27 protein-coding genes are annotated in these 25,909 nt (G+C 59.3%); 2 read left to right on the top strand and 25 right to left on the bottom strand.

Features of this window, described 5'->3' with window-relative positions:
* From GA0061100_RS23310 to GA0061100_RS23425, 24 genes are all read right to left on the bottom strand, one after another.
* A partial coding sequence (locus GA0061100_RS23310; RefSeq protein ID WP_280173846.1) for a tetrahydrofolate dehydrogenase/cyclohydrolase catalytic domain-containing protein occupies nucleotides 1–447 on the bottom strand: 447 nt, incomplete at its 3' end.
* A gap of 117 nt (nucleotides 448–564) precedes the next feature.
* Nucleotides 565–2,481 (bottom strand): GumC family protein, encoded by a 1,917-nt coding sequence (locus GA0061100_RS23315; RefSeq protein WP_075855141.1) that lies wholly within the window; start codon nucleotides 2,479–2,481, stop codon nucleotides 565–567.
* A gap of 99 nt (nucleotides 2,482–2,580) precedes the next feature.
* On the bottom strand, nucleotides 2,581–3,420 hold the full coding sequence (locus tag GA0061100_RS23320; RefSeq protein WP_075855142.1) for a WecB/TagA/CpsF family glycosyltransferase: 840 nt from the start codon (nucleotides 3,418–3,420) through the stop codon (nucleotides 2,581–2,583).
* A 252-nt stretch (nucleotides 3,421–3,672) separates the two neighbouring features.
* Entirely contained in the window at nucleotides 3,673–4,200 is a 528-nt protein-coding gene (locus GA0061100_RS23325) for a hypothetical protein (protein ID WP_075855143.1), read from the bottom strand.
* Nucleotides 4,197–4,565 (bottom strand): hypothetical protein, encoded by a 369-nt coding sequence (locus tag GA0061100_RS23330; RefSeq protein ID WP_075855144.1) that lies wholly within the window; start codon nucleotides 4,563–4,565, stop codon nucleotides 4,197–4,199. The genes GA0061100_RS23325 and GA0061100_RS23330 overlap by 4 nt, the downstream gene beginning before the upstream one ends.
* Nucleotides 4,566–4,579: 14 nt before the next feature.
* Nucleotides 4,580–5,176 carry a rod-binding protein gene (locus GA0061100_RS23335; RefSeq protein WP_075855145.1) on the bottom strand — a complete coding sequence of 199 codons (597 nt, stop codon included), beginning with the start codon at nucleotides 5,174–5,176 and terminating at the stop codon, nucleotides 4,580–4,582.
* Between the two features lie 134 nt (nucleotides 5,177–5,310).
* Nucleotides 5,311–5,727: a hypothetical protein gene (locus tag GA0061100_RS23340; RefSeq protein ID WP_075855147.1), complete on the bottom strand. Its 417-nt coding sequence runs from the start codon at nucleotides 5,725–5,727 to the stop codon at nucleotides 5,311–5,313.
* A gap of 130 nt (nucleotides 5,728–5,857) precedes the next feature.
* A complete protein-coding gene (fliR, locus tag GA0061100_RS23345; protein ID WP_075855149.1) occupies nucleotides 5,858–6,610 on the bottom strand; it encodes a flagellar biosynthetic protein FliR in 753 nt (250 codons plus the stop codon).
* Nucleotides 6,607–8,694, bottom strand: a complete 2,088-nt coding sequence (flhA, locus tag GA0061100_RS23350) for a flagellar biosynthesis protein FlhA (RefSeq protein WP_075855151.1) — start codon at nucleotides 8,692–8,694, stop codon at nucleotides 6,607–6,609. The genes fliR and flhA overlap by 4 nt, the downstream gene beginning before the upstream one ends.
* Before the next feature lie 149 nt (nucleotides 8,695–8,843).
* Nucleotides 8,844–9,110 (bottom strand): flagellar biosynthesis protein FliQ, encoded by a 267-nt coding sequence (gene fliQ / locus GA0061100_RS23355; RefSeq protein WP_075855152.1) that lies wholly within the window; start codon nucleotides 9,108–9,110, stop codon nucleotides 8,844–8,846.
* Between the two features lie 29 nt (nucleotides 9,111–9,139).
* Nucleotides 9,140–9,646 (bottom strand): flagellar hook assembly protein FlgD, encoded by a 507-nt coding sequence (gene flgD / locus GA0061100_RS23360; protein ID WP_075855154.1) that lies wholly within the window; start codon nucleotides 9,644–9,646, stop codon nucleotides 9,140–9,142.
* Nucleotides 9,634–10,086 (bottom strand): flagellar biosynthesis repressor FlbT, encoded by a 453-nt coding sequence (gene flbT, locus GA0061100_RS23365; RefSeq protein WP_075855156.1) that lies wholly within the window; start codon nucleotides 10,084–10,086, stop codon nucleotides 9,634–9,636. Before flbT ends, flgD begins: the two co-directional genes overlap by 13 nt.
* Nucleotides 10,083–10,430: a flagellar biosynthesis regulator FlaF gene (gene flaF / locus GA0061100_RS23370; RefSeq protein ID WP_075855158.1), complete on the bottom strand. Its 348-nt coding sequence runs from the start codon at nucleotides 10,428–10,430 to the stop codon at nucleotides 10,083–10,085. The genes flbT and flaF overlap by 4 nt, the downstream gene beginning before the upstream one ends.
* 37 nt (nucleotides 10,431–10,467) lie before the next feature.
* Nucleotides 10,468–11,517, bottom strand: a complete 1,050-nt coding sequence (locus GA0061100_RS23375; protein WP_075855159.1) for a flagellar hook-associated family protein — start codon at nucleotides 11,515–11,517, stop codon at nucleotides 10,468–10,470.
* 3 nt (nucleotides 11,518–11,520) lie between these two features.
* On the bottom strand, nucleotides 11,521–13,011 hold the full coding sequence (gene flgK, locus GA0061100_RS23380; RefSeq protein ID WP_075855161.1) for a flagellar hook-associated protein FlgK: 1,491 nt from the start codon (nucleotides 13,009–13,011) through the stop codon (nucleotides 11,521–11,523).
* Nucleotides 13,012–13,035: 24 nt separating this feature from the next.
* Nucleotides 13,036–13,233, bottom strand: a complete 198-nt coding sequence (locus GA0061100_RS23385; RefSeq protein ID WP_143525522.1) for a hypothetical protein — start codon at nucleotides 13,231–13,233, stop codon at nucleotides 13,036–13,038.
* Nucleotides 13,234–13,523: 290 nt separating this feature from the next.
* Complete coding sequence (gene rem / locus GA0061100_RS23390; RefSeq protein ID WP_075855164.1) at nucleotides 13,524–14,195, bottom strand: transcriptional activator Rem; 672 nt, start codon at nucleotides 14,193–14,195, stop codon at nucleotides 13,524–13,526.
* A 279-nt stretch (nucleotides 14,196–14,474) separates the two neighbouring features.
* Nucleotides 14,475–15,098 (bottom strand): lytic transglycosylase domain-containing protein, encoded by a 624-nt coding sequence (locus GA0061100_RS23395; RefSeq protein WP_425298701.1) that lies wholly within the window; start codon nucleotides 15,096–15,098, stop codon nucleotides 14,475–14,477.
* Entirely contained in the window at nucleotides 15,010–16,638 is a 1,629-nt protein-coding gene (gene fliK, locus GA0061100_RS23400; RefSeq protein ID WP_075855168.1) for a flagellar hook-length control protein FliK, read from the bottom strand. Before fliK ends, GA0061100_RS23395 begins: the two co-directional genes overlap by 89 nt.
* A gap of 1 nt (nucleotide 16,639) precedes the next feature.
* Nucleotides 16,640–17,944 carry a chemotaxis protein MotC gene (gene motC, locus GA0061100_RS23405; RefSeq protein WP_075855170.1) on the bottom strand — a complete coding sequence of 435 codons (1,305 nt, stop codon included), beginning with the start codon at nucleotides 17,942–17,944 and terminating at the stop codon, nucleotides 16,640–16,642.
* 3 nt (nucleotides 17,945–17,947) lie between these two features.
* The gene (locus GA0061100_RS23410; RefSeq protein WP_075855172.1) at nucleotides 17,948–19,378 is read right to left on the bottom strand and encodes a MotB family protein; all 1,431 of its coding nucleotides are present in this window, start codon (nucleotides 19,376–19,378) and stop codon (nucleotides 17,948–17,950) included.
* Entirely contained in the window at nucleotides 19,375–20,007 is a 633-nt protein-coding gene (locus tag GA0061100_RS23415; RefSeq protein ID WP_075855174.1) for a hypothetical protein, read from the bottom strand. Before GA0061100_RS23415 ends, GA0061100_RS23410 begins: the two co-directional genes overlap by 4 nt.
* 243 nt (nucleotides 20,008–20,250) lie before the next feature.
* Complete coding sequence (locus GA0061100_RS23420; protein ID WP_075855176.1) at nucleotides 20,251–21,231, bottom strand: flagellin N-terminal helical domain-containing protein; 981 nt, start codon at nucleotides 21,229–21,231, stop codon at nucleotides 20,251–20,253.
* 256 nt (nucleotides 21,232–21,487) lie between these two features.
* Nucleotides 21,488–22,408: a flagellin N-terminal helical domain-containing protein gene (locus GA0061100_RS23425; RefSeq protein ID WP_075855178.1), complete on the bottom strand. Its 921-nt coding sequence runs from the start codon at nucleotides 22,406–22,408 to the stop codon at nucleotides 21,488–21,490.
* Nucleotides 22,409–22,862: 454 nt separating this feature from the next.
* On the opposite strand from GA0061100_RS23425, the gene GA0061100_RS23435 reads away from it, so the two are divergent.
* On the top strand, nucleotides 22,863–24,350 hold the full coding sequence (locus GA0061100_RS23435) for a pyridoxal phosphate-dependent decarboxylase family protein (protein ID WP_075855477.1): 1,488 nt from the start codon (nucleotides 22,863–22,865) through the stop codon (nucleotides 24,348–24,350).
* A complete protein-coding gene (locus tag GA0061100_RS23440; RefSeq protein ID WP_075855181.1) occupies nucleotides 24,344–25,594 on the top strand; it encodes a glutathione synthase in 1,251 nt (416 codons plus the stop codon). The genes GA0061100_RS23435 and GA0061100_RS23440 overlap by 7 nt, the downstream gene beginning before the upstream one ends.
* Nucleotides 25,595–25,708: 114 nt before the next feature.
* On the opposite strand, the gene GA0061100_RS23445 is transcribed toward GA0061100_RS23440, so the two are convergent.
* Nucleotides 25,709–25,909: flagellin (locus tag GA0061100_RS23445; RefSeq protein WP_280173848.1), on the bottom strand; the 201-nt coding region annotated here is incomplete at its 5' end.

Genomic DNA, 25,909 nt, shown 5'->3' on the forward strand with positions numbered 1-25,909 from the left:
AAGCATGGCGCCGGCCGGCGTGCAGGAGATCAGTCCGGTTTCGAGATCGCCGGTTGCCAGCTTGCCGGCATTGACGACATGCAGGCCGTCGACATCCTTCTCCGGCCTGATCGACTGGATGATCGCATCGGAATTGAGATGCTTCGGCAGCGGCAGCTGCACGAGAATGCCGTGGATGGACGGATCGTCGTTCAGCGAGGCCACGAGCCTTGCCAATTCTTCCTGCGTCGTCTCGGCCGGCAGCGTGTGCTGCACCGACTTGAAGCCGCATTCCTTGGCCATCTTGCTCTTGGAGTTCACATAGGCATGGCTGGCCGGATCGTCGCCGACGATGACGACCGCAAGTCCGGTCTTCACACCGGCCTCACTTTCAAGCACCGCCGCCGCAGCCTTCACGGCCTCGATCACCGATGCGGCTGCCTGTTTCCCGTCGATCACTGTCGTCACGCTCGTCTCCCGATCATGAATTCGGTGGCAATCTACAGGCCATCCGCCCGACGGAATTGCCTGCCAACGCCCTATGGTGTCTGAAAGAGGTAATTGCAAGGGAAAAGGATGAGGCGATCAGCCACGGTCTTGATGCCGGCGCACCGCGTAGGTTTCGACCTTGGCGCGCAGTGATGCGAGTTCCTGGTGGATACGGCCCCACTCATCCACAATATCGAGCTGACTTGCATCATCAGCAACAAGAGCGGCCAACGGTTCAGGCGCGGTCGCCGGCAATGACGGGAGCTCCATAGCATCGCCATGATGCAACGCGCGGGCTGCCGGCATGATGCTTTCGTCGGCCTCCTGGTCTTCTGCCATCTCGACACCAGCAAACCATTTGCGCAGGAATACGACGCAAGATGCCAGGCCGATGCCTGCGAGGAAGCCGGCTGCCTGATTGCTCGCGAGATGATTGTCCAGCGGCGCGGCGGATGCGACGGCCTGGGACAGTACCGTCAGCGGCGGCCTGGCTTCAGACACCATCATGGCAGCATTCTGCTGGTCAGCCTCATAGCGGCTCTGTGCTGTCGCGACAGCATCCTGCAGCTGTGCGAGACGGCCGAGGTCGATATCGCTCCCCACCTGGCTGGCGGCAGTCATTTGCGCCGAGAAAGAGGCCTGTTTCTCAAGAGCTGCTTTCACGTCCGCTTCGCTGCTGACGGCCAGCCTCTGCAACTGGCTACGCATATTGGCCGCGAGATCATCGACGGTGGCCTGTTGCGCAAGCAGGCGAGGATGGCGCGGGCCGAGTTGCACGGAAAGTTGCGTAAGCTGCGATTTGGCGGCATTGTAGCGGCTGCGCAGATCATCAAGCCCTGGCGACGAAAGATCGCCTGACAATGCGCCGGTCAGCACCGATGCCGGCGTAGCCGATTTGACGGCTGTGAGACGAGCCTTGGCGGTGCGTACCGCCAGATCGGCTGCCTTTATCTGCACATCCAGCTGCTGACGCTGCTGTCGGAGTTCCTCCGCCGCAGCAATCTTGTCTTCGCCATAGCGCGCCTTGAATTCGGCAAGGGCGGCAGAGGCGCGGTCGAGTTCCTTGCGGCTGCGATCAGCCGCCGTTTCGATCCCAAGCGACGTACCGGCGGCCTTAGCAACAGCGGGATCATAGAGGGTGGCAAGAACAAGCCGGTTGGCAATATCGGCCGATCTGGCGGGATCGCTCGACGTAACGATCAGGCGCAGCAGACCCGTTTGGCTATCGATATCGACGGCAACGTCTTTGCGCAGCGTTGCCTGTGCGCGTGACGGCGCGTCGGATGCGTTGCCGCTACCGGAGAGCAGCTCGACGGCAACCCCGAGGGCGCCTGCGCGACTGCCGGTAAATTCCGGATCGCGATCAAGCTTCATCCTGGCGACAATGTCGGACAACACGGACGGAGCAATGACACGCTTCGCCGCGACATCCAACAGCGCCTGACGCCCGCGACCTTCGCCGTCCGCATGGAGAATAGCCTGCGACACATAGAGCGGCGGCGGGGCAAGCAAGGTTGGAATAGCCGCTCCCGTCAGCGCGGTTGCGGCAATAAAACAGAGAGCGCCGAGGCTGACGGACCAGCGTCTAGCTCGAGATGTGTATTCAACGACGACGGGGGCGGCAACCCGTCGCGGAAGCTCCGGCATGCCTTCAAGCAGATCGGGCACGAATTCCAGCAGATCGGGCGTGGCCTCCGATGCCAGCTCCGGCATCCCGCGGCGTTCTGGGCGGTAGACATGGGGGACATCTTCCGCCTGGTCCGCCGCCGTCCCGATCTCCAGCGGTCTTCTGCGACCAGACACCGGATAGGGATCGCCATTCAACCGTCTGCGCAGAATGTCACGCAGTTCCGTATCACGCGGGTCGTCAGAATTGGCAGCGCATAGGTCGACTGCGCTACCCAGGCCATCATCTTCGCCGTAGGTGGGGACATGCCGACCAGATCGCCGCGAAACCTTTGGGGTTTCCGCGTCGTCGAGGTGGAATCCGGTCCTGGCTTTGCTTTCAAACATGGCGGGTTATCTCGCGCACATGGTCCGAGACCAATGCAAATGGTTAACCCACTCTAAAATTTCATGCCAAAGAAAGAGTTAACGCCGCACCCGCAAATACTAGCTTGCTAATTTGTCCGGCGGCGCGATGCGTCGCTGCGGCAACGGATGCGGCTCGGCGCGAAGGACACGCCCCTTGCGACCGAACTGATGCCTGACGACCTGATAGAAGAATAGCGGTATGCCCAGCATGTAACGCCGCCAGAGCCTATTCGGCTCAAGTACCAGACGGAACAACCACTCGCTGCGTATCGCGCGCACGAGCCTTGGCGCCCGCGGCACCGTCTCGGAAATGAAATCGAACAAGGCGCCAACGGTCAGGACGAGGCGCGCATGCTGCGGGCCGACATGTTCGGCAACCCATTTTTCCTGCAGCGGCGTGCCCATGCCGACGATCAGCACATCGATCTTCTGGCGGCTGATTTCCGCAGTCACGGCATTGCTCCGCACCGGATCGAAGAAACCGTCCGATACGACGACAAACTGGTGCCACGGCGCATGCTGGCGCAATTTCTCCGCTGCCTTTTCGACGACAGAGCGCTTGCCCCCTAAGAGACCGATCCGCCTCGGCCGCTCCATGAATGTCAGCAGCGCGGGCACGAAATCCGTACCGTTCAGATTGGCAGGGAAGGGTTCTCCATGAGCGACGCGCGAGGCGATGTCGAGGCCAACGCCATCGGGAAGGACCAGATTGCGCTCAAGGACATTGCGATAGCTGTCGTCGCGCAGCATGACGAGCATGTTGTGAGCATTGACGAAGGAGATCGAGGTCTGTCCGACCGGCAGGGAAGCAAGCTCGTTGACGAAAGTCAGCGCGTCATCCCAACCGAGATCGCACACCGGCAGATCGAAGATCATGCGGCGTGACGCGACGACGGCAAAATCGGCTACCTGGTTCAATCCAACACCTCCTGCCCGGCATCGCTGACGCGTATGATGCCGGTACGCACAAAGCTCATGCCCCTCACCGTTCATCGGTGCGGCAATTGGGAGGCATGATCTGGAGGTCTTTATAGCAAGACAAATCCAACTTTCCGTTAGGAAGGAAGATTGGATTTGCTGGAAGTTGTCAGAGATCCGTTAAGCATATCGGGAAACGTAAGATACAATTTACGTTACCATATGAATCGGAATCTTGCGGCCGGAGCGATATTACTCGACCGGCACTTTGTCCTTGGCCGCATCCTGCACGATCTTGACGGGCTTGACCGTTCTCTTGCCCACGCTTTCCCCACCATGGGTTTCTTCCTTGGAAAGGTAGTCAAGCTGTTCGATCAGCACGTCGGCGACATAGTCCCCACCGAGCCGCTCGTTCATCCGTTTCTTGAGATCGCTGCGGAAGGCGGCAACATCGAAATTCTGCGTGTGGGCGATATCGATCGTCTTGTTGCCGACCAACAGCGAAAAGAGTTCGTCTGTCGTCAGCTCCGGCAGAGGTATCTGAAACGTATTCGCCTTGCCCTTTTCCATCATGAAGGAAATGCGCGTCAGGAAATAGCCGGTCACCTGGCCGTTGGCGATGACGGGAACGTTGATCGACTCGCCTTTGACGAGCTCCTGCTGCGCCTTCTTGGCGTCATCAGGACTGATCGCGGGCGCCGTCGCCACTTGCACCGAAAAATAGACCGAGGCCAATGTTACAGCGCAGACCCACAGGCCGGTGATAACGAGCTTGATCATCCGGCCTCACGGACGCGGAATTGCTCCTGCGAATAGGTGCCGTCGGCATCGGCGTTCTGCACGGCATTCTTCAGGATTTCGGCAACGGCGCGCACGGCCTCGAGATGCGCCTCGACGCGGCGGGCATTCAGAACCAACTTCTTCTTCAGGTCATGCAGCTGCTCGATATGGGTAGCCGCGAGATCGGCCGGATCGGTATCGCGAAACAGCATCGACAATTCGTAGAGGCAGCGGCTCTTGTGCGCGTTCGATACCTTGAGATCGAATTCCGGGTCGGTGCCGATCCGGTTGTTCTCATTGTCGATGATCATCTCCAGGCGGCCAAGGACAGACTTGATCCGATAGTCCTGCGACATCATTTCCATGTTTGTTACCTCGCTCATGCTTTCTGGGACGTCAACGAATTCTGGTTGGTGATGCTGGTGTTGCCGTCATTATCGGCATCGGCGGCGGCCAGCGTCTTGCGCTGGAAATCGGTAATCGCGCTGAGCGCCATCTTCTTGTCGTTCTCATCGGTCGCGGAGTTGATGGCGCCGGTATTGCGCATCTTGTCGACCTGTTCCTTGTACATTTTTTCGGCGATGCCCACGCCGCCGTTCTTGGAGATCGTGTCGCCCAGCTGCTCGGCCATCATGCCCTTCCAGATCTCGCCAGCGGAGCCCTTGCCGTAGAGCGTCTCGCTGCTCGGCAACATGTTCTTCACGAAGTTCTGCAGCACCATGGACTCGAACTTGCGATAGGCCTGCGGGACCTTGGTCCCGGCCACATGCGTATTTGCATTGGCGAGGCCCGCCTGTGTGGCGGCGCTGTTCATCGCATCCACCGTCGCGCCGAAACCATTGCCGTTTTCGGCCAGGCTGGTGGCGGCGAAAGCGGCTCGATTGGCGGCAAGCTTGGCCTGTGCGACCTCGACATCGGCGGGATTGGCCGCTTTGACGACATCGAGGACCAGGTCACTCGGAGGCGAAATAGCCACGTCACGTCTCCTTCTGCTCTCGCATATCCCGAAACCGCGCGGTTCAGCGCTGATATTGGGGCATGGCGAATCAAACTGTCAGAGCAGATCGGCAACCCAACGATGCGAATCCTGCTCCATGATCGCGATGATTATTATTTTTGAACCTTGCTGGAGGCTGGCGTTGCGCCGGCGAAGTGCTGATCGATGATATCGTAGACGGCATTGTCGTCCGATTCTCGCAATTCGAGCTCGCGGGCATCCTTCATGTGCTCCTCCAGCCTGTCGGCCTTGGTGCGCTCCTGCTGGACCTTCATCTGAATGAGCGTCTGGATGCTTTCCAGCTGCTGGTCGCGGATCATCAGGCGGCCGTAGCGTTCGGCGTAGTGGATCGAGAATGCCATGTGCACGGGGTCGACTGAGCCGATGGCAACCATGACCCGCTCCATCGCTTCCGTCACTTCCGAGCGCTGCCGGGTCGTATCGGCAAGCTCGTTTTCCGCCATCCGTTCCAGGTGGCGCTGCACCACGACCAGGCGCTTCAGTTTTTCGGACCGGTTTTTCTCCGCCATCGCCTACCTACCCGCCGGCTGCTTTCGCCGGCTCTGCCCGAACCGGGCTTCGTCATCTGTCCGCCCGCGGATCCCTTTGTTTCCTCGCATTCCCGACGGAAAACCGCTGCGCACTTTTCCTGGAATTGCCCTAATGCCCATTGAAGACCGTGAGGAACGCACTGGAAAACTGACTGACCAAAGCCGCGATGCTGAGATAGAGCATGAACAGCCCTCCCATCAGCAGATACGGCGTGGAAATGAAATAGATCGGGATCTGCGGCGCCAGCTTGTTGATGAAGCCGATCGAAATCTGGAACATCAGGCCGTAAAGCACGAAGGGGCTTGCCAGCCGCAGCATGATGAAGAAGGTCGTCTCCAGCGTATCCGTGATCGAGATCAGCGCGGCGCGCGGTTCGATATGCCCGCCGAAGGGAATGACCGAATAGGAATCGACCAGCGCCTGCAGGACATAATGGTGAAAATCCATAATGAAGAGAATCATCAGCCCGCAAAAGCTGATGAGGCTGGTAAGCGACGTTTCGTTCGATTCCTCGATGATATCGGCACCGCCAGGCGCATTGAAGCCGATCATCATCGATATGACCGTGCCGGTGAATTGCAGGCCCAGCGTATAGATCCTGGCCATCATCCCATACATCAATCCGATGACGGTTTCCGTGAAGATGAGGCCGATATAGGTCGCATCGCCCTTCGATACCTGCGGGTAGATCGTGTTCCAGAGCAACGGCAGGATCGCCATCGTCAGAGCCGCGGAAAGCAGCAGCCTGAATTGCGTGGGAACACGGCCGGAGGAAAATCCCGGGAGGACCATCATGCAGCCGCCGATGCGGCAGAAGGCGACGAACAGCGCCAGAATGGTCCCCTGGGGGTCAGTTATCATGAAATCGAACCTAGAATCTTGATCTCGATCCCCTTGGCCAATTCCACATGCGACAGGACCGGAAGGGTCGCGAACAGGCGTTCGATGATCATGCGCACATAGGAGCGCGTTTCCGGCGACGTGACAAGAACGAAGGGCATGCCCCGGTCCATATATTCACGGATAACTTTGCCCGCCTGCTCGCTGAACTCTTCGAGGCTGCGCGGATCGATATCGAATTCGACGATTTCGCCCTTCTGGTCGCGCTTGAGTGCCTGGTGGAAGATGAGGTCCCATTTGCTGCCGAGTCGCAGCACGCGCAGCACGCCGTTGTCGGCGAGATCGCCGCAGAGTTGCTGCGCCATGCGTACGCGCACATGCTCGACGATCTGCTCGGTCTTGCGCACATGCGGCGCGAGCTCGGCGACCGCTTCGAGAATGAGATGCAGGTTGCGGATCGAGACGCGCTCGGCGAGCAGCAGCTTCAATACCGCCTGCAGGCCGGAATAGGACATGTGCGACGAGCAGATTTCGTCGGCGAGCTTCTTGTATTCCGGGTCGAGCCGCTCGATCAGGATCTTCACGTCCTTATAGGACAGCAGCGCCGGCAGGTTGTTGCGAATGACTTCGCTCATATGGGTGAGCACGACCGAGACGTTGTCGATCGGCTGGAAGCCCTCGCGCTTCAGATCCTCGGTGAAGGCTTCGAGGACGGAAACAGCCGGCATGCCGAAAGCGGGTTCGCGAATCTCGTCGCCCGGAACCGTCGGCTTGCGGCCGGAGCCGGTAACGACGAGCACTTCGCCGACGCGCAGCATATTGGAAGCGATCGTCGTACCGTGGATGCGGATCTGATACGACTTGTCGGCAATCGCCATGTCGTCGATCACCTTGATTTCCGGCACGACGAAACCGTATTGCGTCGCGAACTTCTTGCGCATCTTGCCGACGCGGAAGGCCAGCTCCTGGTGGGCGCCGAGCAAGCGGGTGGAAACGATCTTGCCGAGGGCCAGCTCGATCTCGGCGGTCTTCAGAACCGACTTGACCGAATCCTTTTCCATTTCCTTCGTCTGCATCACCTTCTGCTCTTCGGCATCGCGGCGAAGCTTGTTCTCGGCTTCGATCTGGCGCGGAATGAACCAGGCGCCGGCGGCCATGAGGGTGCCAAGGAGGAGGAAGGGAAAGAAAGGCATGCCTGGCATGATGGCCAGGATGCCCATGAGGACCGCCGAGACGGCGAGCGCGCGGGGATAGCCACTCAGCTGATTGACGACGGCCTGGTCGGTGGAGCCCGAGGTGCCGCCGCGCGAAACGAGAAGGCCGGCAGCGAGAGAGACGATGAGCGCCGGCATCTGCGAAACCAGACCGTCGCCGACGGAAAGCTTCACGAAAACGTCCGCGGCCTGGCCGATCGGCATGCCGTGACGGAAATAGCCGATGATGATGCCGCCGAAGACATTGATGCAGGTGATCAAAAGGCCTGCAACTGCGTCACCGCGCACGAACTTCGAGGCGCCGTCCATCGCGCCGAAGAAGGAGCTTTCCTCTTCCAATTCGCGGCGGCGGCGCTGCGCCTCCTTCTCATCGATCAGGCCGGCCGAAAGATCGGCGTCGATTGCCATCTGCTTGCCGGGGATGGCGTCCAGGGTGAAACGCGCGCCGACTTCCGCGATACGCGTTGCACCCTTGGTGATGACGATGAAGTTGATGGTGATCAGGATCAGGAAGACGATCAGACCGATGACGAAGTCGCCCGACATGACCAGGCTGGAGAACCCGGCGATGACGCCGCCGGCCGCATCGTGCCCTTCATAACCGTGTGAAAGGATGACGCGGGTCGTGGCGATGTTCAGCGCCAGACGCGTCATCGTGGCGATCAGCAGGATCGTCGGGAAGGACGAGAATTCCAGTGGTTTCTTGATCCAGAGCGCCACCATGAGGATCAGCACGGAGAAGGCGATCGAGAACGCCAGACCAAGGTCGATCAGGAACGGCGGGATCGGCAGGAACAGCACGCACAGGATGACCATGATACCGAGGGCAAACCCGATATCGCGTATGCTGGGATTGGCTTTGGGAAGCGCTATTGCGGGTGGTTGTGCCATTCGACCGGTTCCGTCTCTTCATGAGAGGAGGCAAACGGCTGACCCGCCTGCCCTATTGGAACCGACCTCTAAAGGTCGAAGCTTGCGCGAGCATGGCCGTTGCCATCGATGCGCATGATCCGGAGGCCAGAACGATCTTCGGATCTATTTTAGAAACCCGATTGGATGCGGGAGAAAACGAGATTGGTGAAGATCGAAATCTGTGCGCCGACGAACGGCGCCGAGATTCCGATCGTGACCATGACGGCGACGATCTTTGGCACGAAGGTCAATGTGGCCTCCTGCACCTGGGTCAGCGCCTGGATCAAGGCAATGACCAGACCGACGACCATGGCGGCAACGACTGCCGGTCCGGAAGCCACAAGCACTGTCCAGATCGCAGCCTGGAAAATATCCAATGCATCGGCTTCATTCATGGCATGTCCACTCCCGGTTCAGCAGCTCCTCATGAGCTGCTGGTCGAATTCGTGCTCGACGAATCGCTGCTGGTGCTACTATCGCTCGACGTGGTCGGCTGATCAATGGTCGTGCCCGCCGGGGCGATCGTTACGCCGGCCTGGATCAGAATCTTGTCGCCGGCATCGGTCTGGGCAATGATACCGTCCGTGTAGACGGTCACTTCCTTGATCGTTCCCGTCGTCTTGCCGTCGGCGCTCATGATCTGCTTGCCGATATAGTCGGAGGCCTGCGAGATCCACTGGTTCTGCAGCACCGTTTCCAGATGCGCGTTCGTCTGGATCTGCTGCTCGACCTGGGAGAAGCTCGCCAGCTGCGAAATCTGCTGGCTGGCGTCCATCGGTGACGTCGGGTCCTGGTTCTGCATCTGCGCGATGAGAAGCTGCAGGAAGTCGTTATAGTTCAGGCTTGCGCTCGCCGACGCAGCCGCAGCACTTTGCGAGGAGCTGGTGCTGCTGGTGCTGGTGCTGCTGTTGACGGCACTTACCGTTGCCATGGAGCAATCTCCCGACGAATGTGCTCGATCGTCGCGGCAGGCATTTCCTGGTTGTTCAGAATATTGTCCTCAACCGGGTAGAGGCCACGGATCGCCTTCAGCGCATCGAAGGCGCGGCCGGTGGCGACGAGGCCGTCGATGCGCTTCAGCTCGGCCAGCACTTCCTCGTTGTGGAAGCACGACAGCAGCATGACGATCGACTTGCGGAACATCACCGTCGACTGTTCCTTACCTTCCGGATTGATGAGAATCATCTGCGCGATGAAATAGAGCTGACGCAAGGGCGTCGTCGCGTCCTCGGGCTGGAGCACGTGGTTCTCGAGCAGGAATGTCACATCATTCAGGAATTCCAGAGCAACCTTGCGATCGACGCGCAGGACGGCTCCGTTGATAAAGATCTTTTCCCCGGCTTTAAGCGATATGCGAAGCGTACTTTTCATTTAAGTCCATCCCTGATGATGGTGGTGACATCGATGATGCCTTGATAGTTTTCCGACTGGCGCCGCCTGATCCGTTCGCATTCCTTCAATATCCAGATGGCGATCGAAATCAGATTGGCGCGCAGTTCGACGTTCAGCTGGTTCTCCGGGCTTTTGAGGTCCTCGACAAAGCTTACCCATAGGCGTCGCGTATAGAAGAGAGCCTCGATCGCTTCACGGCCGTATTTCCCCGCATCACGGGCCGCAGAGAGAAGAGCTACCGACCGGTCCAGAACTTGTCGTTCTCGTTCCTTGGCGTCGGCCACTGCATCCTGCATGACTTCCGCATATGAGAACTGATACATTCATGCATCCTTCCTGGTCATTACTTCCCTTTGATCATCAAAGGTAATTTACAAGGCTTAACTGTTGGATCTTGGAAACAATCGTGTAAGCCGTTTCGAGCTGTGTTTGGAGACTGTTGACCTTGGTCGATGCCTCATAAGGGTCAACTCCGGTCAAGTCGCCGATACTGGTATTGAGAATGGTCTTCTGAGAGTTCAGTGTCGTATTCGCGTCCGACAGCCGTGACTGCGAGAGACCAAGCTGGCTTGCCTGGTTGTTCAATCCGTCGATCGACTGACGCGTATAGCTGATGGCCTGCTGCGTGACGACATTTACCGCGCTTTGATTGAGGCCGGGTGGCGTACCCATCAGTGCGTTGGTCACGCTGGTCGCCAGCGCCAGATACCGCATGCCGGATGAATTCGAGTTCGTCGAGGTTTCGATGACTTCCGAATTATTGATGCGGCTCGTCATGTTCTGATCGGACGCACTCGACCAGCTCGACCAACTGCTATCGGACGTGAACATTGGCGCGACGGTATTGGTGATGAAATCCGTCATCTGGTCCGCGGATATGGTATCTGCGGTTACAGACGGCGATTGACTTGCCATGTAGGTCGCAAGCTGTGACTGAATGTCCGCGTTCGTTGTCGAGGAATTGTCCGTCATCGGCTGGACGTCGGTATTGGTTCCGGCAAAGAGATACTCGCCATTCACCATCGTATTGGCCGATGCAATGACGCTCGACAGGGTCGATGTCGCGGTCTGCTGCGCCAGGGCGACGCTGCTACCATCGGTGTTGCCGCTCAGCGCCACAAGCTGATCCATCAGGTTCTGCGCCTGTGTGCCCATGCCCGTCAGGGCGGTTTGGGACGTCGTCATACGCTGGTTCGCGATGGAATTGCTGCTGAGAATGGAATCGATGCGCGACACTTCCCGCGTCAAATTCACGTTCAGCGACGTGCTGCTGCCAAGCGCGACCCCGATGTCGGCATAGACACCTGTGGTCGCCTCCGTCGAAGCGCTCGTCATCTCATTCTGCGCCTGACGAATCGTCTGGCGCATGGCGTTCTGAATGGCCGTGCTCGAAATGAAAGAAAGTTTCATGGCTTAGCTCGCAATATCCAATACCGCTTGAAGCATTTCATTGACTGCGTTCAATATCTTCGTTCCAGCCTTGTAGGACTGTTCGATATCCATCATCAGCGTCAGTTCTTCGTCGAGATTGACGCCCGTCGCGTTCGAATAGGCGCTCGAGGAGCGCGAAAGAGCAGCAGAGGTATTTTCCCCTGCGGTCGTTGCCGTGCTGCGCTGACCCTCGAGCCAACCGATGGAGCTCGCTGAATAATCCATGAGCGTGGCACTGGTGTCGGAGCCGGCCGTAGGATCGAACGCCATTTTCGTATTCATGCCAGTGATGTAGGCATCAAGCTGGGTGGAATATCCACTGTCACCGCTGGTATTCTTGGTGTAACCGGTTTCGCCAGTAGTACTATCGTTGTTAATACCACCATCACGCAGCAGTGTTGGATCACCACCTTGGGACGTGATTAATTTCGAATTAACGGTTATCGAACCAGCCAAACCCGTAACCGCGGTGGCATCAGTCGGAACAGTGCCGCCGCTCCAGGTAAACAGACCGGGCAGGGTCGGTTTTGAAGAATCGCTATTCGTTTCAGCGAAGACCGTAACCAGCCCTCGAGCCATTTCATCGAGCTGCTTCTGATAGGTCGGCGCGACATCATCTCGGACCTGGAGCGATGCCTGAAGAGTGCCCTGTGCGGTCGTATTCGCACCCTGGCCCGGGGTCAGCGCAACGCCATCGATGTAAACGCTGTTGCCTGTCGTGTCTGCCGTATAAGTCGTCGTCGGCTGAAACGTCACCGTGCGCGGAATGGTCTCGAACAGGGTCGTCCCGCTCGTGGTGTAAAGCGCCATATCGTTGTTGCCGCGCGTCACGGTTGTCACGCCGACAATCTTCGAAATCTGGTTCAGGATCGAATCGCGCTGATCCATCGCGTCGGCAAGGGCGCTTGATGTCGGGCCAGCCGTGGTCGTTGCCGATTTCACCGCGTCGTTGGCGGTCTGAAACTGCTTCAGCAGGCTATTCAGCGTATCGACATCGGAGCTGATCTGTTTGTCGGCGGCAGTACGGGCGCTCTGTACTGCCGTCGTGGCATTGTTGAGCGATGTGGCCAGGCTCTGGGCAGCATTGATCGCAGATTGCGCCGCCGTAGCGTTGGACGGCGATCCCGCATAATTCTGCATCGCATCCTGGAATGCCGACAGATAGGTCGCCGGCGCGATCTCGTTGTCGTTGCCGCCAAGCGTGGCCGACTGAAGATTGGTGTAGGCGTTCAACAGCAGTTGTTGTGCCGAATCCGACGATGCCGAGCTGAGGTAGGCCTTCTGTAGCGCCGGTTCGCTGCTGCGGGCAATCTGCACCACCTGGGCGCCAGCCATGTTGGTGGTCACCACCGCCTGACGACGCGAATAATTCGTGTTGTTGGCGTTGGCGATATTGTTCGACACGACGCTGCTCTGCGTGCCGGTATTGTTGAATATTGCCTGCGCGTTATTGAGAGCTGTTGTGAGCGACATGACTGACTCGATACCCTATTCGTTTTAGCGCGGCAGATTGGCCGAAGGCGCGCCGGAAGTGTCGGAATAGCCTGTCAGAGCAAGGCCGGCGAAATAGACCAGATTGTCATTGGCAGCGAATGGACGATCACCGGAGCGAACCGCCGTCGCATCGATGCCACCGCCAAAAGCGACACTGAGGCAAGCTGCCCGCGCATCCGCTTCCGCAAGTGTGGTCTTCAAGCTGCCGAAATTCCTCATCTGGAATCCTCGTTATCCTTCATACGACTGAGAGTAGGTGGCGGGCCTTGCGTGAAGCTGTCTGAGAGGACGAAAAACTAATCATCGCGAAAAGCTTCGCTGAGAGCGCCATCAAGCCGCATGACCGCCGACCGCCGCACGCTGAAATGGTAAGAACCAACGTACCTTTCAGTGCATGACGATCCGGTAGCCGAAAAAGGAACAGGCCCGAGAATCAACTGATTCTCGGGCCTGTTCATGAGTTTGTTATCGGGGATGTGCGACCGGGCGCATCAGCTCCAGTCGATGCAGTAACCGAGGAAGCGCTTGGAATCGACCGGATCGAAGCCAAGCTTCTTGCGCAGCTTCTTGCGCAGCTTGGAGATATGGCTTTCGACGACGTTCTCTTCGACTTCCTCGTCGAAGATGCCGTAGATGGCGTTGAAGATCTGGGTCTTCGTCACACGGCGACCGCGATTGGCGATCAAATATTCGAGGATGCGGCGCTCGCGGCGCGGCAAGGCAAATACGGAACCGTTGATTTCCGGGTCACGGCCATCTGCGAAGACGCGAATGGGACCGATATCGGTATAGTTGTTGATCGCCTTCAACCGACGGCGGATCGCCGCCGCCCTGGCAAGGATTTCGCGAGGATGTACCGGCTTGCGCACGACATCGTCGACGCCACAATCGAAAAGTGCAAGCGTGGCTTCCAGCGAGGGCTGGTCGCTCACCGCGATGACAGGTGCTGCCGTCCGGTCGCGAATGGCCCTCGGGAGCTCGTGCACCTGCTGGCCCTGCCCGATCAGAAAGGCTTCGACCGCAGCAATATCGCCCTCTGCTGCCGTCGTGACCCATTCTCCGAATTCACGCGGATCAAATCCCGTCGAAGGGATGCCCTCGCGTCCAAACAGTGATGTATATCCGTCCTTAACGAGCTCTCGCTCATCAACCACTACGATCATTCGTCCGCCTCCGAATCAGTGTGGTGTTTCGATGACCTATGGGTACGAATCGGGCGAATCACGAACAACTGTCGGAAATGAGTGACGGAAATTAATAATTGATTAACTTTGTAGGTGCGATTTGCACTAGATATAGTAGGCGGTCGGCGTTTTACACCGATAAAAAAGTTGTTAGCGGGCGTATTATTAACATGCGCATTTTGGGCAAATCCACGGCAGTCAACCGCTTCAATTGGGTTAGCGCCGGCTAACCGGAAGCGATATGCAACCTAAGGGTGTTTAATCCCGACAGAACGTCGCCGCATTGGGCGTCCATTTTCCGTAGCCGGTGGCGACCAGATTGGCGATCACACGGCAGACATAGACCTTCTGGGCGGGGTCATTGTTCGGACCAGCATGGTATCTAGCCACCGCCATCGTCCAGGTCTCATGCCTGTCATGCAGATTGCGGAGAAACTTTGCGGCATACTCGACATTACTACGCGGATCGAACATGGCGGCGACAGATGTAAAGTTTTCGCCGTGGAAATACTGATTGATCTGCATGCAGCCGACATCGATAAGCTTTGCCCCATTCTGCCGTGCTGCAGCGAATATCTGCAGGGCGGCACCCTCCGATGGCGGAAAGATCGGCCGCCCCTCGACATTGAGAGCGTAGGGATAGAGCGACCCCTTGCGTCCTGTCTCCGTCAGACCGACCGAATAAAGGATCCCTTCCGGTATTCCGTATTTCGCTGCGGCGGACTGGATCTCGCGTTCGCAAAGGCCGGCTGCACCATTGTCAGGCGGCGCCGGATTGCCCGATGCATGCGCTTCAGAGGTAAACCGCCCCAGAGCGAGAACGCTGCACGCCACCAGCAGTGCCGTCCTCAACACCGCGCTCACCCGAACTGCGATTGCCATCGTTTCCATTTGCCTGCTGCCCTGAATAGTTCTGGCCCCTGGAGCGTGCGTCGCCCCCCTGTCCCTGGTTCAACAGGGACTGCTGCTGTGGCTGGTTCGATCCGGAATTGCGGCCGCTATCCGACTGCTGGTCGGCATTGGACGCCATGGAGACGGTGATGTTGTCGACCTGATAGCCCTGCGCGCGCAGCGCATCGACCATGCGGCTTTGATCGGCGTGAAGCTGCCTGTAGGCTTCGCTCGTCTGAACCTTCAGGTCGACGCTCAGCTGGTCTCCGGAGAGCCGCATGGTTGCCGTCACGTCGCCGAGATTGTCGGGGCGCAGCTGGATCTTCAGCGTATTGACGACCTTGCCCGTGCTCGTCAGGTTCGCGGCGTTGGAGAGCGCCGAACCCGGCTGCATCGCCGCCGACCATTCATGGTCGCCCGCCAGGGTTCCAGCAACGAGCGCCGAGTTGGAATTGGCGGCGAGCCCGAGATAACGGCGCGAATCCAGCACGGTAACCGCTACCGCATCGCCGCCCGCGGCGGCACCGACTTGGACATCGGCAACGTCATCGCCGCCTTTGCTGATCGACAGGTCGAGCGCGCCGCCGCGACCGTCCGCCCGCGTCAGGCGGAAGGTCTGCGATACATCCGTCCCCTTGCCGTCGTCCGGCAACGTCAAGGCGGTGTCCGAAGCATCGCCCGCAAGTGTCGCTTTGCCTGATGGCAATGACTGGACCTTGGCATCGTCTGCCGTCTTGCCCGCTTGCGCCGTACCGACCTGACTCGTGCTGACCTGCGTCGCAACGACGGGCTGCGCAACATTCAGCAGCGATAGGGCATCGGAAATCGTATTGGCCGGCTGGCTGCCTTGTGTCGATGCAGACTTACCATCATCCGTGGACTGGACATTCTTTCCATCCTTCACGGCAGGCGTCTTACCGTCACCCTTGACTGGCGCCGTCTGACCATCCGTGGTCGCAACCTCGCTCAATTGCTGCGCGATCTCGGCCAACTGGTCGAGCGCCGTCGGCTGCACCTGCACCTTGCCGGCGTCGGGCGTCGGCATGGTCGGATCGGCAGCGGCGGCCGGCTGATCGCCTTCAACGGGGAGTGCATCACCTTCGGCAGCGCTCGAGGCTGCTTTCTGCAGCTCTATAAGCGATTTCGAGAGCGATGCGGTGCCGGCAGTCTGAGAGGCTTTCGCGCCCTTGGCGAGGCCGGCGGGGTTGGCGAGATTGGCTCCGGAGGTATCGATCATTCCAACTCCGGCATTGGCGCTTTCATCGATGGTGAGGGTTATCGACGCGAGATTGCTCGCTGGCGTTTTCACCGTGCCCGTGCCGTCATCCGCATTGTCACCGGATGTCGTGTTCGCATTCGTCGTCACGTCGGTCCCGGTATTCGAACCGGCGGATTTGCGACCGTTGCCGAGCGAACTGGTCAGCGCATCGATAAAGCCCTTGCCATCATCCTGCTTTGTCGAGCGGCCACCTTTGGCAACAGCAAGAATATCCGCCCCTGATGAGGCGCCAGACACACCGATGTCGTTCATATCAATGACTTTCCTGCTTCAACAGGCCGTCGATGGCATCCAGCTTCGAGCGGCTCGTCGTGACGAATGCGTTGAACGAAGAGTCGGCCTCCTGCCGCCCTCCCTTCGGGGCGGGAGCCGCGTTTGCCGAGGCTCCCTGCTCAACACCCGCCGTGCCGGGAGATTGGCCTCCCGCTTGATTCGTCACAGCAGCATCGTGTTCAGTCTTCTGTTGGTTGGGCAGGTTAGGAACATTGCCTTGCCCGAGGCTTGCAGCGTCGGGCGTGCGCAATATCTCCTGCGCCACCGCCTTTGCGGCGTCGCGCAGAGCCCGGTCGCGCGCATTCAGTTCGCCCGCCGGCATCTGGTTCACATCGTTGATAGCCGACTTCAATTCAGGCGTGGATATGCCCGCCACGCCGCCATAGAAGTTCGCCAGCGCGCCAAAGGCATCGCTGCCGTCATTGGAGATCGCCTGGGCACGATTGGCCGCAAGCGCGGCAAGATCGGCCTTGCCGGCGATTGCGGCACGGCGCGCCATGCGCAGATAGATCTCCCGCTGTCTCGGCGGGTCCATGAAAGACAGGATATCGACGATGTCCTGTTGCTTGACGTCGGAATCATGATCCACCACTAGCTGCACGAAAAGATCGGCAAACTGGCTTGCGTAGGGCGAATGCAGGAAACGCCGCGTATAACGCCGCGCGTAATCTAGCCCTTGCGGCACCATGCCCGCATCGGCGCACAGAGCCAGGGAGCGACGCAGCGCCGATTCCTCGACGATCGTGCCGGGCGCCATCAACCGCGCCCAGTCATAAAGCGGCAGGGCTGCCTTGGCGTTCTTGCCCGACATGACGTTGCCGGCAACCAGCGAAAGATAGGGGCCGATCGGCTTGTCGCGATATTCCTTGGAGATATCGACAAGCGTGTTGACGACGAGCAGACCCTTGCCGTTCAGATATTTCCTGAGAACATCCGCAACGCGATTGTCGAAATTGCCGTTGACGTCGCGCGACATCAGATATTCGAGCGTTTCGGGATTGCCGCCGCTCATGGCGTAGATCAGGGCCGCATCAACATTGCGGTTGTCCTCGAAGACAGATTTATCCGCGTTGCGCAGGCGTTCGTCTATGGTGGCGAGCAGAAAGCGCTGCATTTCTCCGGCGGAACTATCGCCCGCGACAACGGAATCCTGGACGAATTCGAGCGAGCGCAGCATCTTGTAGAGCGGCAGGCTGTCCTGCCCCTCGGCGCTTGCAATCCCCGGCATCAACATGCCGAGGGTGAGCGTGAGCGCAAGGTGATGACGATGCTGTTTGCGCGCCATGAACTATCCCTGCTTGCCTTGGCTAGACTTGCCCTTGCCTGAAGCAGGCTTCGCGGGAGCTTGCGTTCCTGAAGCCGCAGGGTCCGTCGCCGCCTGGTTCGAGGGACTAGCGATCAGGATCTCGATACGGCGGTTGGCATCGTTGAATGGATCGTTCGGCAACTTCAGACGCCGGTCCGCAAAGCCGGAAACTTGAACGATCCGCTTCTCGTCCAGGCCACCGCTCGTCAGCATGTAATAGGCACTTTGGGCGCGATCGAGCGACAGGCGCCAGTTGTCATTGCGGCCGCCGACCATATAGGGACGTCCGTCGGTGTGGCCACGGATCAGGATCGATCCCCTCTGGTCCGCCAGGATCTTGCCGATCTTTTCCATCGCCAGCACCATCTCGCGCCGGGGAACCGCCGAACCGATGTTGAACATCGGGTCATTGGTCTGGTCGGAGATGGTGACGAGCACGCCGCCTTCCGCCGCGCTGACCTGCAGCCCCTCGGCCAGCTGACCGGCAACCCCCTTGATCTCGGCCTGGATTGCCTGCTGCAGATCCTTGGCCTCCTGCTGCTGTGCCTTGGTCGGTTGAACATCCTTGTTTTGGGGCAAAGCGGCATTGTCCTCAGGTGCGGAGGCATCGCTCTGCGCCGTGGCCTTGGCAACCTGTTGAGCCTGCGTCTGCTTGTCCTGCTGTTTGCCGGTCGCCTGCTGCTCGCTTACCGTCGGCTGCTGTTCGGGCGTTTGCGGCTGATCTGCGGACTGGCCGACATCGGCCGCCGTTGCTTTCGACAAGGCGATGACTTCGCCCTTGGGCGATTGATCCGACTTGGCAGACTGTTCCTCGTTCGCTTTCTTCGAGGCACTGGAAACCTGCACCTGCTTGGTCCAGAAATCCGGATCGAATGGATCGCGATAGGCCTGACCACCATCCGCACCGGTCGCCGGACCTGATTGGGCGGCTCCACCCTCGCCCTTGGCGCTGACATTGGCCTGCTGGCCGACTTCCTGTGCAATCTCGGCCAGCACCGAATAGGGATTCTCGAAGAAATCCGCTTCGGAATAGTTCGTCTGATCGCCTGATGTGGAGGTCAGATCCTCACCGGTCTTGGCCGATTTACCATCATTCGGCTTTTCCTGCGGCTTGTCGGACTTCTGCTGATTCTTTTCGCCTTGAGCCTGATCGACAGGCTTCTTGAGGCCCTTTTCCGTCGGCTTCTCGTCGGCGAGCTTGATAGGGTTGAAATAGGAAGCGACCGAGGCCTTCGTCTCTTCGTTGGCGGCGTTCACCAGCCACATGACAAGGAAGAAGGCCATCATGGCCGTCATGAAATCGGCATAAGCGATTTTCCACGCGCCGCCATGGCCGCCTTCGTGATCGCCGCCGCCGTGGCGCTTGACGATGATGATCTCGTGCTTGCCGTGATTTTGATCGCCGTCGCTCATTTCAGGATCTCTTTCAAGCTAGCGGCCCAGGCGGACATACGGGTCACGAGCACGCTCTCGCCGATCGTGACGGTGAGATCGACATCGTCAGCGTCGACATGGCGCAACAGCGCGCCGTCATCGCCGAGGTGGCTGTAGAGAACCTCGAAGAGATGGTGCGGACCGCTGACCGAGATCGGCCCGACGCTACCATCGAGGATCGCAGCCCTGACCAGCTCGGCAAGATCGGCGACGGCCTTGACCGTCAGGGTCTCGGTCATGATTGGCGCAAGAATGGCGGCAGCTTCCGTGCTGATCGCCTGCCCGAGCATCGTGGCAATGCGTGTCATGTCCGCAGCGATCTTTTCCGCCGCCTGCTCTTCGTAGCGCATCCGCAGCGCATCCATTTCGGCGCGAAACGACTGGGCCATGCCATCGATCTCGGCCTGGTGCCTTTGCGTCAGTTCCCTGGTCGCAGCCTCATGCCCCTCCGCATAGGCGACGCGGCGCTCGGCCTCGATATCGACGGTCGGCTCCATCGGGCTTTCGGCAAATTCGATCGGTTCCGCAAAGGCCATATCCTCGACATGGGGCGGCGGAACCTGTTCGGCGCTGAAATCCTTGAGATATCGGGACAGTGTCAAGCTCACGCGCGCATCTCCCCATTCGCGTCGCAGAGACGCTGCAAGTCGATGCCGACAGCCGGCCGATCCATTCCCATTCTCAAAACGTCGATCATCACGCTTCCGGTTTCCGTCCTCAGGCAGCACCCTCCGGGACCAACGTCACCGACACATGGCGCAGCCAAGCCACTGCGAAGGACCGTAGGCAGTCAAACTTGTGCGAGGATGAATGCGATGCGGTATTGCCGATCGGACGCCGCCGCCCGGCAATCATTTCGCCTGTAGGATAATCAACACCTTGCTCGCCATGCTATTGGCGATCGACAATGCCTGCACACCCATCTGCTGCGCCGTCTGCAAGGCACTCTGCCGCGCAGAAGCCTCTTCCATATTCGTGTCGACGAGATCGCCGACGCTGCTCTTGATGGCATCGCTAAGCTTGGAAATATAATCCGACTGAGCGTCGATATTCGACTTCATCAGACCCAATGTCGAATCCGCCGATGTTGCCGATTTCAGAAGCGAGTTGGTGACATTGATCATATCGGTCAGTTCGGCATCGGTCGTGCTGCTCGATAACGCGATCTCGGTTCCGTCCGTCGGCGTCGTGCCGCCGGTGGCGGAGAGAAGGTAATAGTTGCGAGCCGTGCTGCTGCCGCTGCTCGAAGTATCGAATGTGCTTGCATCGACATTCTTCGTCAACAAACCGCGCTCGGGTTTGACAGTATCGACCATCAAGGTCTGAGAACTGTCATAGCTGATCGTCGTGAAGCTAATCTGGCCGCTCGTTCCACGCGTGAAGTTGCTGATTACCGACTGCTGCGTCGAGGGCTGCTGCTCCGTATTATAAAGCCAGTTCTCGCCGGAAAAGGATGCCGACTGCGTGACGGATTGCAGCTGATTCTTGAGCTGTTGAATGTCCGAATTGATAGCAGTCTTGTCGGTGCCTGACTCCTTTGCCGAAACCAGCTTGGACTGGATCTGGGTCAGCAGGCCGACGACCGTATCCATGGCGGTGGATGCGGTATCGACCTTGGAGGCGCCGAGGCCCAACGCATCCGTAATCGTGGAAAGGCTGCTCTGGTCCGAGCGCATGGTGGTCGCCATCGACCAATAGGTGGGATCGTCGCTCGCCGTCTGGATGCGGTAGCCGGACGAGACCTGCTGCTGCACGACATTGAGATCTTTGTTGATACCGCGCAACACGGTCAAAGCCGCCGACGTGCTGGGATTCGTCGTCACATTGCTCATCTGAAAATCCGTAGTTCCATTGGGACTGGCAAGCCGGACCGATCCGGCAGCAACGATTGGCCTCATGCCCACCAGCGGGAGATATCCCAGCGCGGCCCGTCGCTAAAGCGCGATCCGGCAATCGCTTGGAAGGAGAACGGCGGCCGGATCTGCGCAGAGACTGCAAATCAATTAGCGGCAACGTTAACAAAAGCTTATACGCGGCGACAAGAGGGAAATGCCGCCGCGCCATTTCAACGCAAGCTCCAGTCAAGGCTCACTTGAAGAGAGCAAGAACATTCTGCGCGCTGGTGTTGGCAATCTGCAGCGACTGGATAGCCAGCTGCTGCTGGGTCTGTAGCGCCGAAAGCCTGCTCGACTCCTCTTCCATATCCGCGTCGACGAGCTTGCCGACACCGGAATCGATCGTGTCGCGCAGGGTGGAGACAAAGCTTGTCTGCAGATCGATACGGGTCGAGAGAGAGCCGAGCTGCGAAGCCGTGCTGTTCATGGCGTTGAGGGCGCCCTGCACCAGGTTCATCGCCGAACCGATATCGCCGCTTGTCATGTTGGTGATGTCGAGGCTGAAGACGGAATAGTCGTTGCCGCTGATGGTCTGCTTGCTGCCGAGAATGCCCGAGCTCGTATCGATCGTCCCGCTGCTGTTCGCGCCGAACAGGACGTTGCCCTGCGAGCTGGTATCGAAGGCGTAGCTGGTGCTGTTGACGGAAACCGTACCGTCATTGTTGCGCACGAAGGAGGAGACGACGGAGGCCGAGGCACCACTGGCGGCATACATCCAGTTCTGTCCGGAGAAGGAAGCGGATTGCGCAATGCTTTCCAGCTGCTGCTGCAGCTGTGTGACCTCTTCCTGGACATCAGCCTTCGACACGCTGTTTTCGGTTGCCGCGACGAGCTTGTCCTTGATCTGCTGAACGACGGTGATGGCGTTGTCCATCGCCGTATAGGCCGTATCGACCTTGGCGGCGCCCAGGCCCAAAGCGTCCGAAACGGCTGAAAGCGCGCTATTGTCGGATCGCATGGTTGTCGCGATGGACCAATAGGCGGCGTTGTCAGCTGCCTTGGCCACCTTGTAGCCCGAGGAAACGCGGCTCTGCGTATCCTGCAGGTTCGTGTTGATGCTGCGCAGGGTCTGGAGGGCGGACATCGCCGCGTCGTTGGTGAGGATGCTGGTCATCGAAAAGTGCCCCTTATGGCTGAATTTGGAAGGGACATTCCGGTCTGCGGCCGGGAACGGCAATCAGCCTCATGCTTGTTAACCGCCTCTTAGGAGAGGTTAACCAACCGTTGCGCTAGCTGCAACTGACAGGAATACGGTTAATAAAAGGTTAATCCCGGCCACAAAAGTTAACGGAATCATCCTTTCCGTAAAAAGGCCATTGGGCAACATGCCATCGCCTACGCTACCTTTCATTGAACCCGAAAGGGACCTATCCGCCCAGCGTGCGCCGATATGCCACTTCCGCCCGGATCTCATCGTTTGACGCGCAGCAAGAGACCACAAGTCAGCCTCGCGCCACCTTCGGCGTCGTAGATAGCCGCTATCCGTCCCATGTCGGACGAAGACGGCCGTCATTTCCAGCGGCGTTCCGGCGATGATGTCGGCACCGGCGGCCATATGCGAGGTTGAGATGTTCAGTTTGCAGGACGCCGGACGGGCGGCGATTGATCGCCAGGAGCGAACAAGCCTCGACCCAGACGACTGGCAGGCTCTGCGCAGGCAGGGTCACCAGATGCTTGACGACATGTTCGATCATCTCCAGACGCTCGGAACAAAGCCGGTCTGGCAACATGCCCCCTCCTCCGCTCGCGCCTTGTTCGACGCACCGTTGCCGATCGAAGCCAGCGATCTGGCTGAAGTCCACGCCATCTTTCGGGAAAAAGTCCTCCCCTATGGCAGTGGCAACATCCATCCCGGCTTCATGGGCTGGGTCCAGGGCGGCGGCACCGTTACCGGCATGCTGGCGGAAATGCTCGCCGGCGGGCTGAATGCCAATCTCGGCGGACGCGATCATATGCCGATCGAAGTCGAGCGCCAGATCATTCGCTGGACGCGTGAGATCTTCTCCTTTCCGGAAACGGCGGGCGGCATCTTCCTTACCGGCGCATCGCAAGCCAATTTCGTCGCGGTGCAGATCGCCAGATGCCGCAAGCTCGGCCGCGATGTGCGCGCAACCGGTCTGTCCGACGAGTCCCGGCTCGTGGCCTATGCCTCGAACGAGGTTCATGGCTGTGTTCCCCGCGCTTTCGAAATGTCCGGCATCGGCAGCGATCAGCTGCGGCGCATTGCCGTCAATAACCTTGGCCAGATCGATATCGATGCGCTGGAACAGGCGATCCTTCGCGACAGGCGGGAAGGCCTTGTGCCGTTCCTCATCATCGGCAGTGCCGGAACGGTCAATACCGGCGCCGTCGACGATCTCGCCGCCTTGCGGCATATCGCCGACAGCTACGATCTTCATTTTCACGTCGACGGCGCGCTGGGTGCTCTCGGCGTATTGAGCCCTGACCTCGCACATCTGTTCGCCGGTATCGACAGCTGCGATTCGCTCGCATTCGATTTCCACAAATGGGGCCAGGTTCCCTACGATGCCGGCTTCCTGCTCGTGCGGGACAGCGAATGGCAGCGGCAGACGTTTGCTTCGGACGCCGCCTATCTCAGCCGCGCGGCCAGCGGACTTGCAGGCGGAGACTGGTGGCCCTGCGATTACGGTCCGGATCTGTCGCGCGGCTTCAGGGCGCTGAAGACCTGGTTCACGCTGAAAACCTACGGCGTCAAGGCTCTGGGAGACGCAATGAGCGCCAACTGCAGGCTGGCTCGCAGGCTGGCCGAACGCATCGACCGGGAACCTCAGCTGAAATTGCTTGCACCGGTCGCACTCAATATCGTCTGCTTTGCCTATGTCGGCGCAGACGGAGCGATACCTGCCTCCATCAATTCCCATATCGTCGAGCGGCTGCATGCCGAAGGCCGCGTCGCTCCATCCCTGACCCATCTGAATGGGCAGCCGGCAATCCGCGCCGCGATCGTGAACCATCGCACGCGACAGGCGGATGTCGACCAGCTCGTTCATAGCGTTTTGACGATCGGCTCCCGACAGGATCTCCCCCAATGCTGATGACCAAAGCCCCAACCATCGATCCAGCGCTCTCCAACACACCGGACGCTTCCCGAATTCTCGGCATGCAGAGAATCGTCTCGCTCGTCTATGCCGGCCGCGACGTGACGCCGCTATGGAACGAGCTCATGCAGCGCGTGACAGCCGATTCGACCGATGCGGCCGCACTCATGGACCTGGCGATCATCCTGCAAACGCTTGGCCGTTCCGAAGAGGCACGCCAGATCCTGAAGAACGCCGTGCAACTCCGGCGTGACTTCCGCGTGGTCCACGGCAACGGAAGCGGACCGCGCCTTTTGGCCTTCGTCACGGAAGGCGATTTCATGGCCAATACGCCGCTGGATTTTCTATTGGCGGGCAGCGATTGCGTGCTGTGGCTGCGCTATGTCGACCTGCAGACCTCCGCGCTCGTCGGCTTGCCGGATCATGACGTCGCCTTCATGGCGATCGGAGAATCGACCGAGAACACCCCGCTGCTCGCCCATATGCAGGGGCTGCTTGCCAGGTTCGACGGTCTGGTGATGAACCGCAATCCGGAACTGATCGCGAGATTGACGCGCGACGGGGTGAGCGGAATGCTGGCAAACGAGCCGTCGATCCTCTCGCCCATCACCCATCGCGTATCGCGCGAGGATCTCGCAGCCGTCGGCGCGGGCGCCAAACAGCTGAAAGACTGCGCCCCTGGCCTGGCCTTCCCGCTGGTCGTGCGCCCGATCAGCACACATGCCGGCAACGGAATGGAACGCATCTCCGACCCAGCGGAGCTGGCGGCCTTTCTCGCGACGCAGCCGGCGCCCGAGCTTTATGTGGCACCCTTCATCGATTTCCGTGGAGCCGACGGCTACTACAACAAGCAGCGTGTCGTATTCATCGACGGCAAGGCCTTTGCCAGCCACATGGCGCTCTCGGACCACTGGATCGTGCACTATCTCAGTGCCGGCATGGGCCAGAGCGCGGCTAAACGAGCGGTCGAGCAAGCGTGGATGGAGGATTTCGATCGCGATTTCGCCGTTCGCCACGAAGAGAGTTTTGCCGCGCTCTGCCGTTGTATCAAACTCGACTATTTCGGCATCGACTGCGCGGAGCTTCCTGACGGTCGTTTGCTGGTATTCGAGCTCGATGTGGCGATGGTGGTCCACAACATGGATGACCCCATCGTCTATCCCTATAAGCAGGTCGCCATGCGCAAGCTGTTCGATGGCTTCGTCGATGCGATCAGGCGAAAGGCGGACGGCGCGCTTTAGGCGCACGGCTGGATTACGGCGTTGCGCCAAAACGAAAACCGCGCCCTCCGAGGAAGGCGCGGCGATATTGTTTTCCTGTGTAAGTCGACCAACGCGTGGCGTTGGCGCTTCCTATTAACGGAAGAGCGACAGGATCGACTGGGTCGAGGAGTTGGCGATCGACAGGGACTGAACGGCCAGCTGCTGCTGCGTCTGCAGAGCGGACAGCTTGCTCGATTCCTGTTCCATGTTGGCGTCAACCAGCTTGCCAACGCCCGACTGGATCGAGTCGGAGAGCGACGAAGCGAAGGTCGTCTGCAGGTCGATACGGCTGGA

Origin of the sequence: Martinezella hainanensis (assembly GCF_900094555.1) — a bacterium.
Lineage (GTDB): Bacteria > Pseudomonadota > Alphaproteobacteria > Rhizobiales > Rhizobiaceae > Rhizobium > Rhizobium hainanense.

What these genes read in the sequence shown, in the direction of transcription:
- flbT (WP_075855156.1), bottom strand. Translation starts at nt 10,086, where the DNA reads ATGAAAAGTACGCTTCGCATATCGCTTAAAGCCGGGGAAAAGATCTTT.
- GA0061100_RS23325 (WP_075855143.1), bottom strand. Translation starts at nt 4,200, where the DNA reads ATGATCAAGCTCGTTATCACCGGCCTGTGGGTCTGCGCTGTAACATTG.
- flhA (WP_075855151.1), bottom strand. Translation starts at nt 8,694, where the DNA reads ATGGCACAACCACCCGCAATAGCGCTTCCCAAAGCCAATCCCAGCATA.
- GA0061100_RS23440 (WP_075855181.1), top strand. Translation starts at nt 24,344, where the DNA reads ATGCTGATGACCAAAGCCCCAACCATCGATCCAGCGCTCTCCAACACA.
- flgK (WP_075855161.1), bottom strand. Translation starts at nt 13,011, where the DNA reads ATGTCGCTCACAACAGCTCTCAATAACGCGCAGGCAATATTCAACAAT.
- GA0061100_RS23395 (WP_425298701.1), bottom strand. Translation starts at nt 15,098, where the DNA reads ATGGCAATCGCAGTTCGGGTGAGCGCGGTGTTGAGGACGGCACTGCTG.
- GA0061100_RS23340 (WP_075855147.1), bottom strand. Translation starts at nt 5,727, where the DNA reads ATGGCGGAGAAAAACCGGTCCGAAAAACTGAAGCGCCTGGTCGTGGTG.
- flaF (WP_075855158.1), bottom strand. Translation starts at nt 10,430, where the DNA reads ATGTATCAGTTCTCATATGCGGAAGTCATGCAGGATGCAGTGGCCGAC.
- GA0061100_RS23330 (WP_075855144.1), bottom strand. Translation starts at nt 4,565, where the DNA reads ATGGAAATGATGTCGCAGGACTATCGGATCAAGTCTGTCCTTGGCCGC.
- GA0061100_RS23315 (WP_075855141.1), bottom strand. Translation starts at nt 2,481, where the DNA reads ATGTTTGAAAGCAAAGCCAGGACCGGATTCCACCTCGACGACGCGGAA.
- GA0061100_RS23420 (WP_075855176.1), bottom strand. Translation starts at nt 21,231, where the DNA reads ATGAGCAATGTGACGACGAATCCCAGCACGTCGGCGGCTTTGACCGTG.
- fliK (WP_075855168.1), bottom strand. Translation starts at nt 16,638, where the DNA reads ATGAACGACATCGGTGTGTCTGGCGCCTCATCAGGGGCGGATATTCTT.
- fliQ (WP_075855152.1), bottom strand. Translation starts at nt 9,110, where the DNA reads ATGAATGAAGCCGATGCATTGGATATTTTCCAGGCTGCGATCTGGACA.
- GA0061100_RS23435 (WP_075855477.1), top strand. Translation starts at nt 22,863, where the DNA reads ATGTTCAGTTTGCAGGACGCCGGACGGGCGGCGATTGATCGCCAGGAG.
- GA0061100_RS23425 (WP_075855178.1), bottom strand. Translation starts at nt 22,408, where the DNA reads ATGACCAGCATCCTCACCAACGACGCGGCGATGTCCGCCCTCCAGACC.
- rem (WP_075855164.1), bottom strand. Translation starts at nt 14,195, where the DNA reads ATGATCGTAGTGGTTGATGAGCGAGAGCTCGTTAAGGACGGATATACA.
- motC (WP_075855170.1), bottom strand. Translation starts at nt 17,944, where the DNA reads ATGGCGCGCAAACAGCATCGTCATCACCTTGCGCTCACGCTCACCCTC.
- GA0061100_RS23410 (WP_075855172.1), bottom strand. Translation starts at nt 19,378, where the DNA reads ATGAGCGACGGCGATCAAAATCACGGCAAGCACGAGATCATCATCGTC.
- flgD (WP_075855154.1), bottom strand. Translation starts at nt 9,646, where the DNA reads ATGGCAACGGTAAGTGCCGTCAACAGCAGCACCAGCACCAGCAGCACC.
- GA0061100_RS23375 (WP_075855159.1), bottom strand. Translation starts at nt 11,517, where the DNA reads ATGAAACTTTCTTTCATTTCGAGCACGGCCATTCAGAACGCCATGCGC.
- fliR (WP_075855149.1), bottom strand. Translation starts at nt 6,610, where the DNA reads ATGATAACTGACCCCCAGGGGACCATTCTGGCGCTGTTCGTCGCCTTC.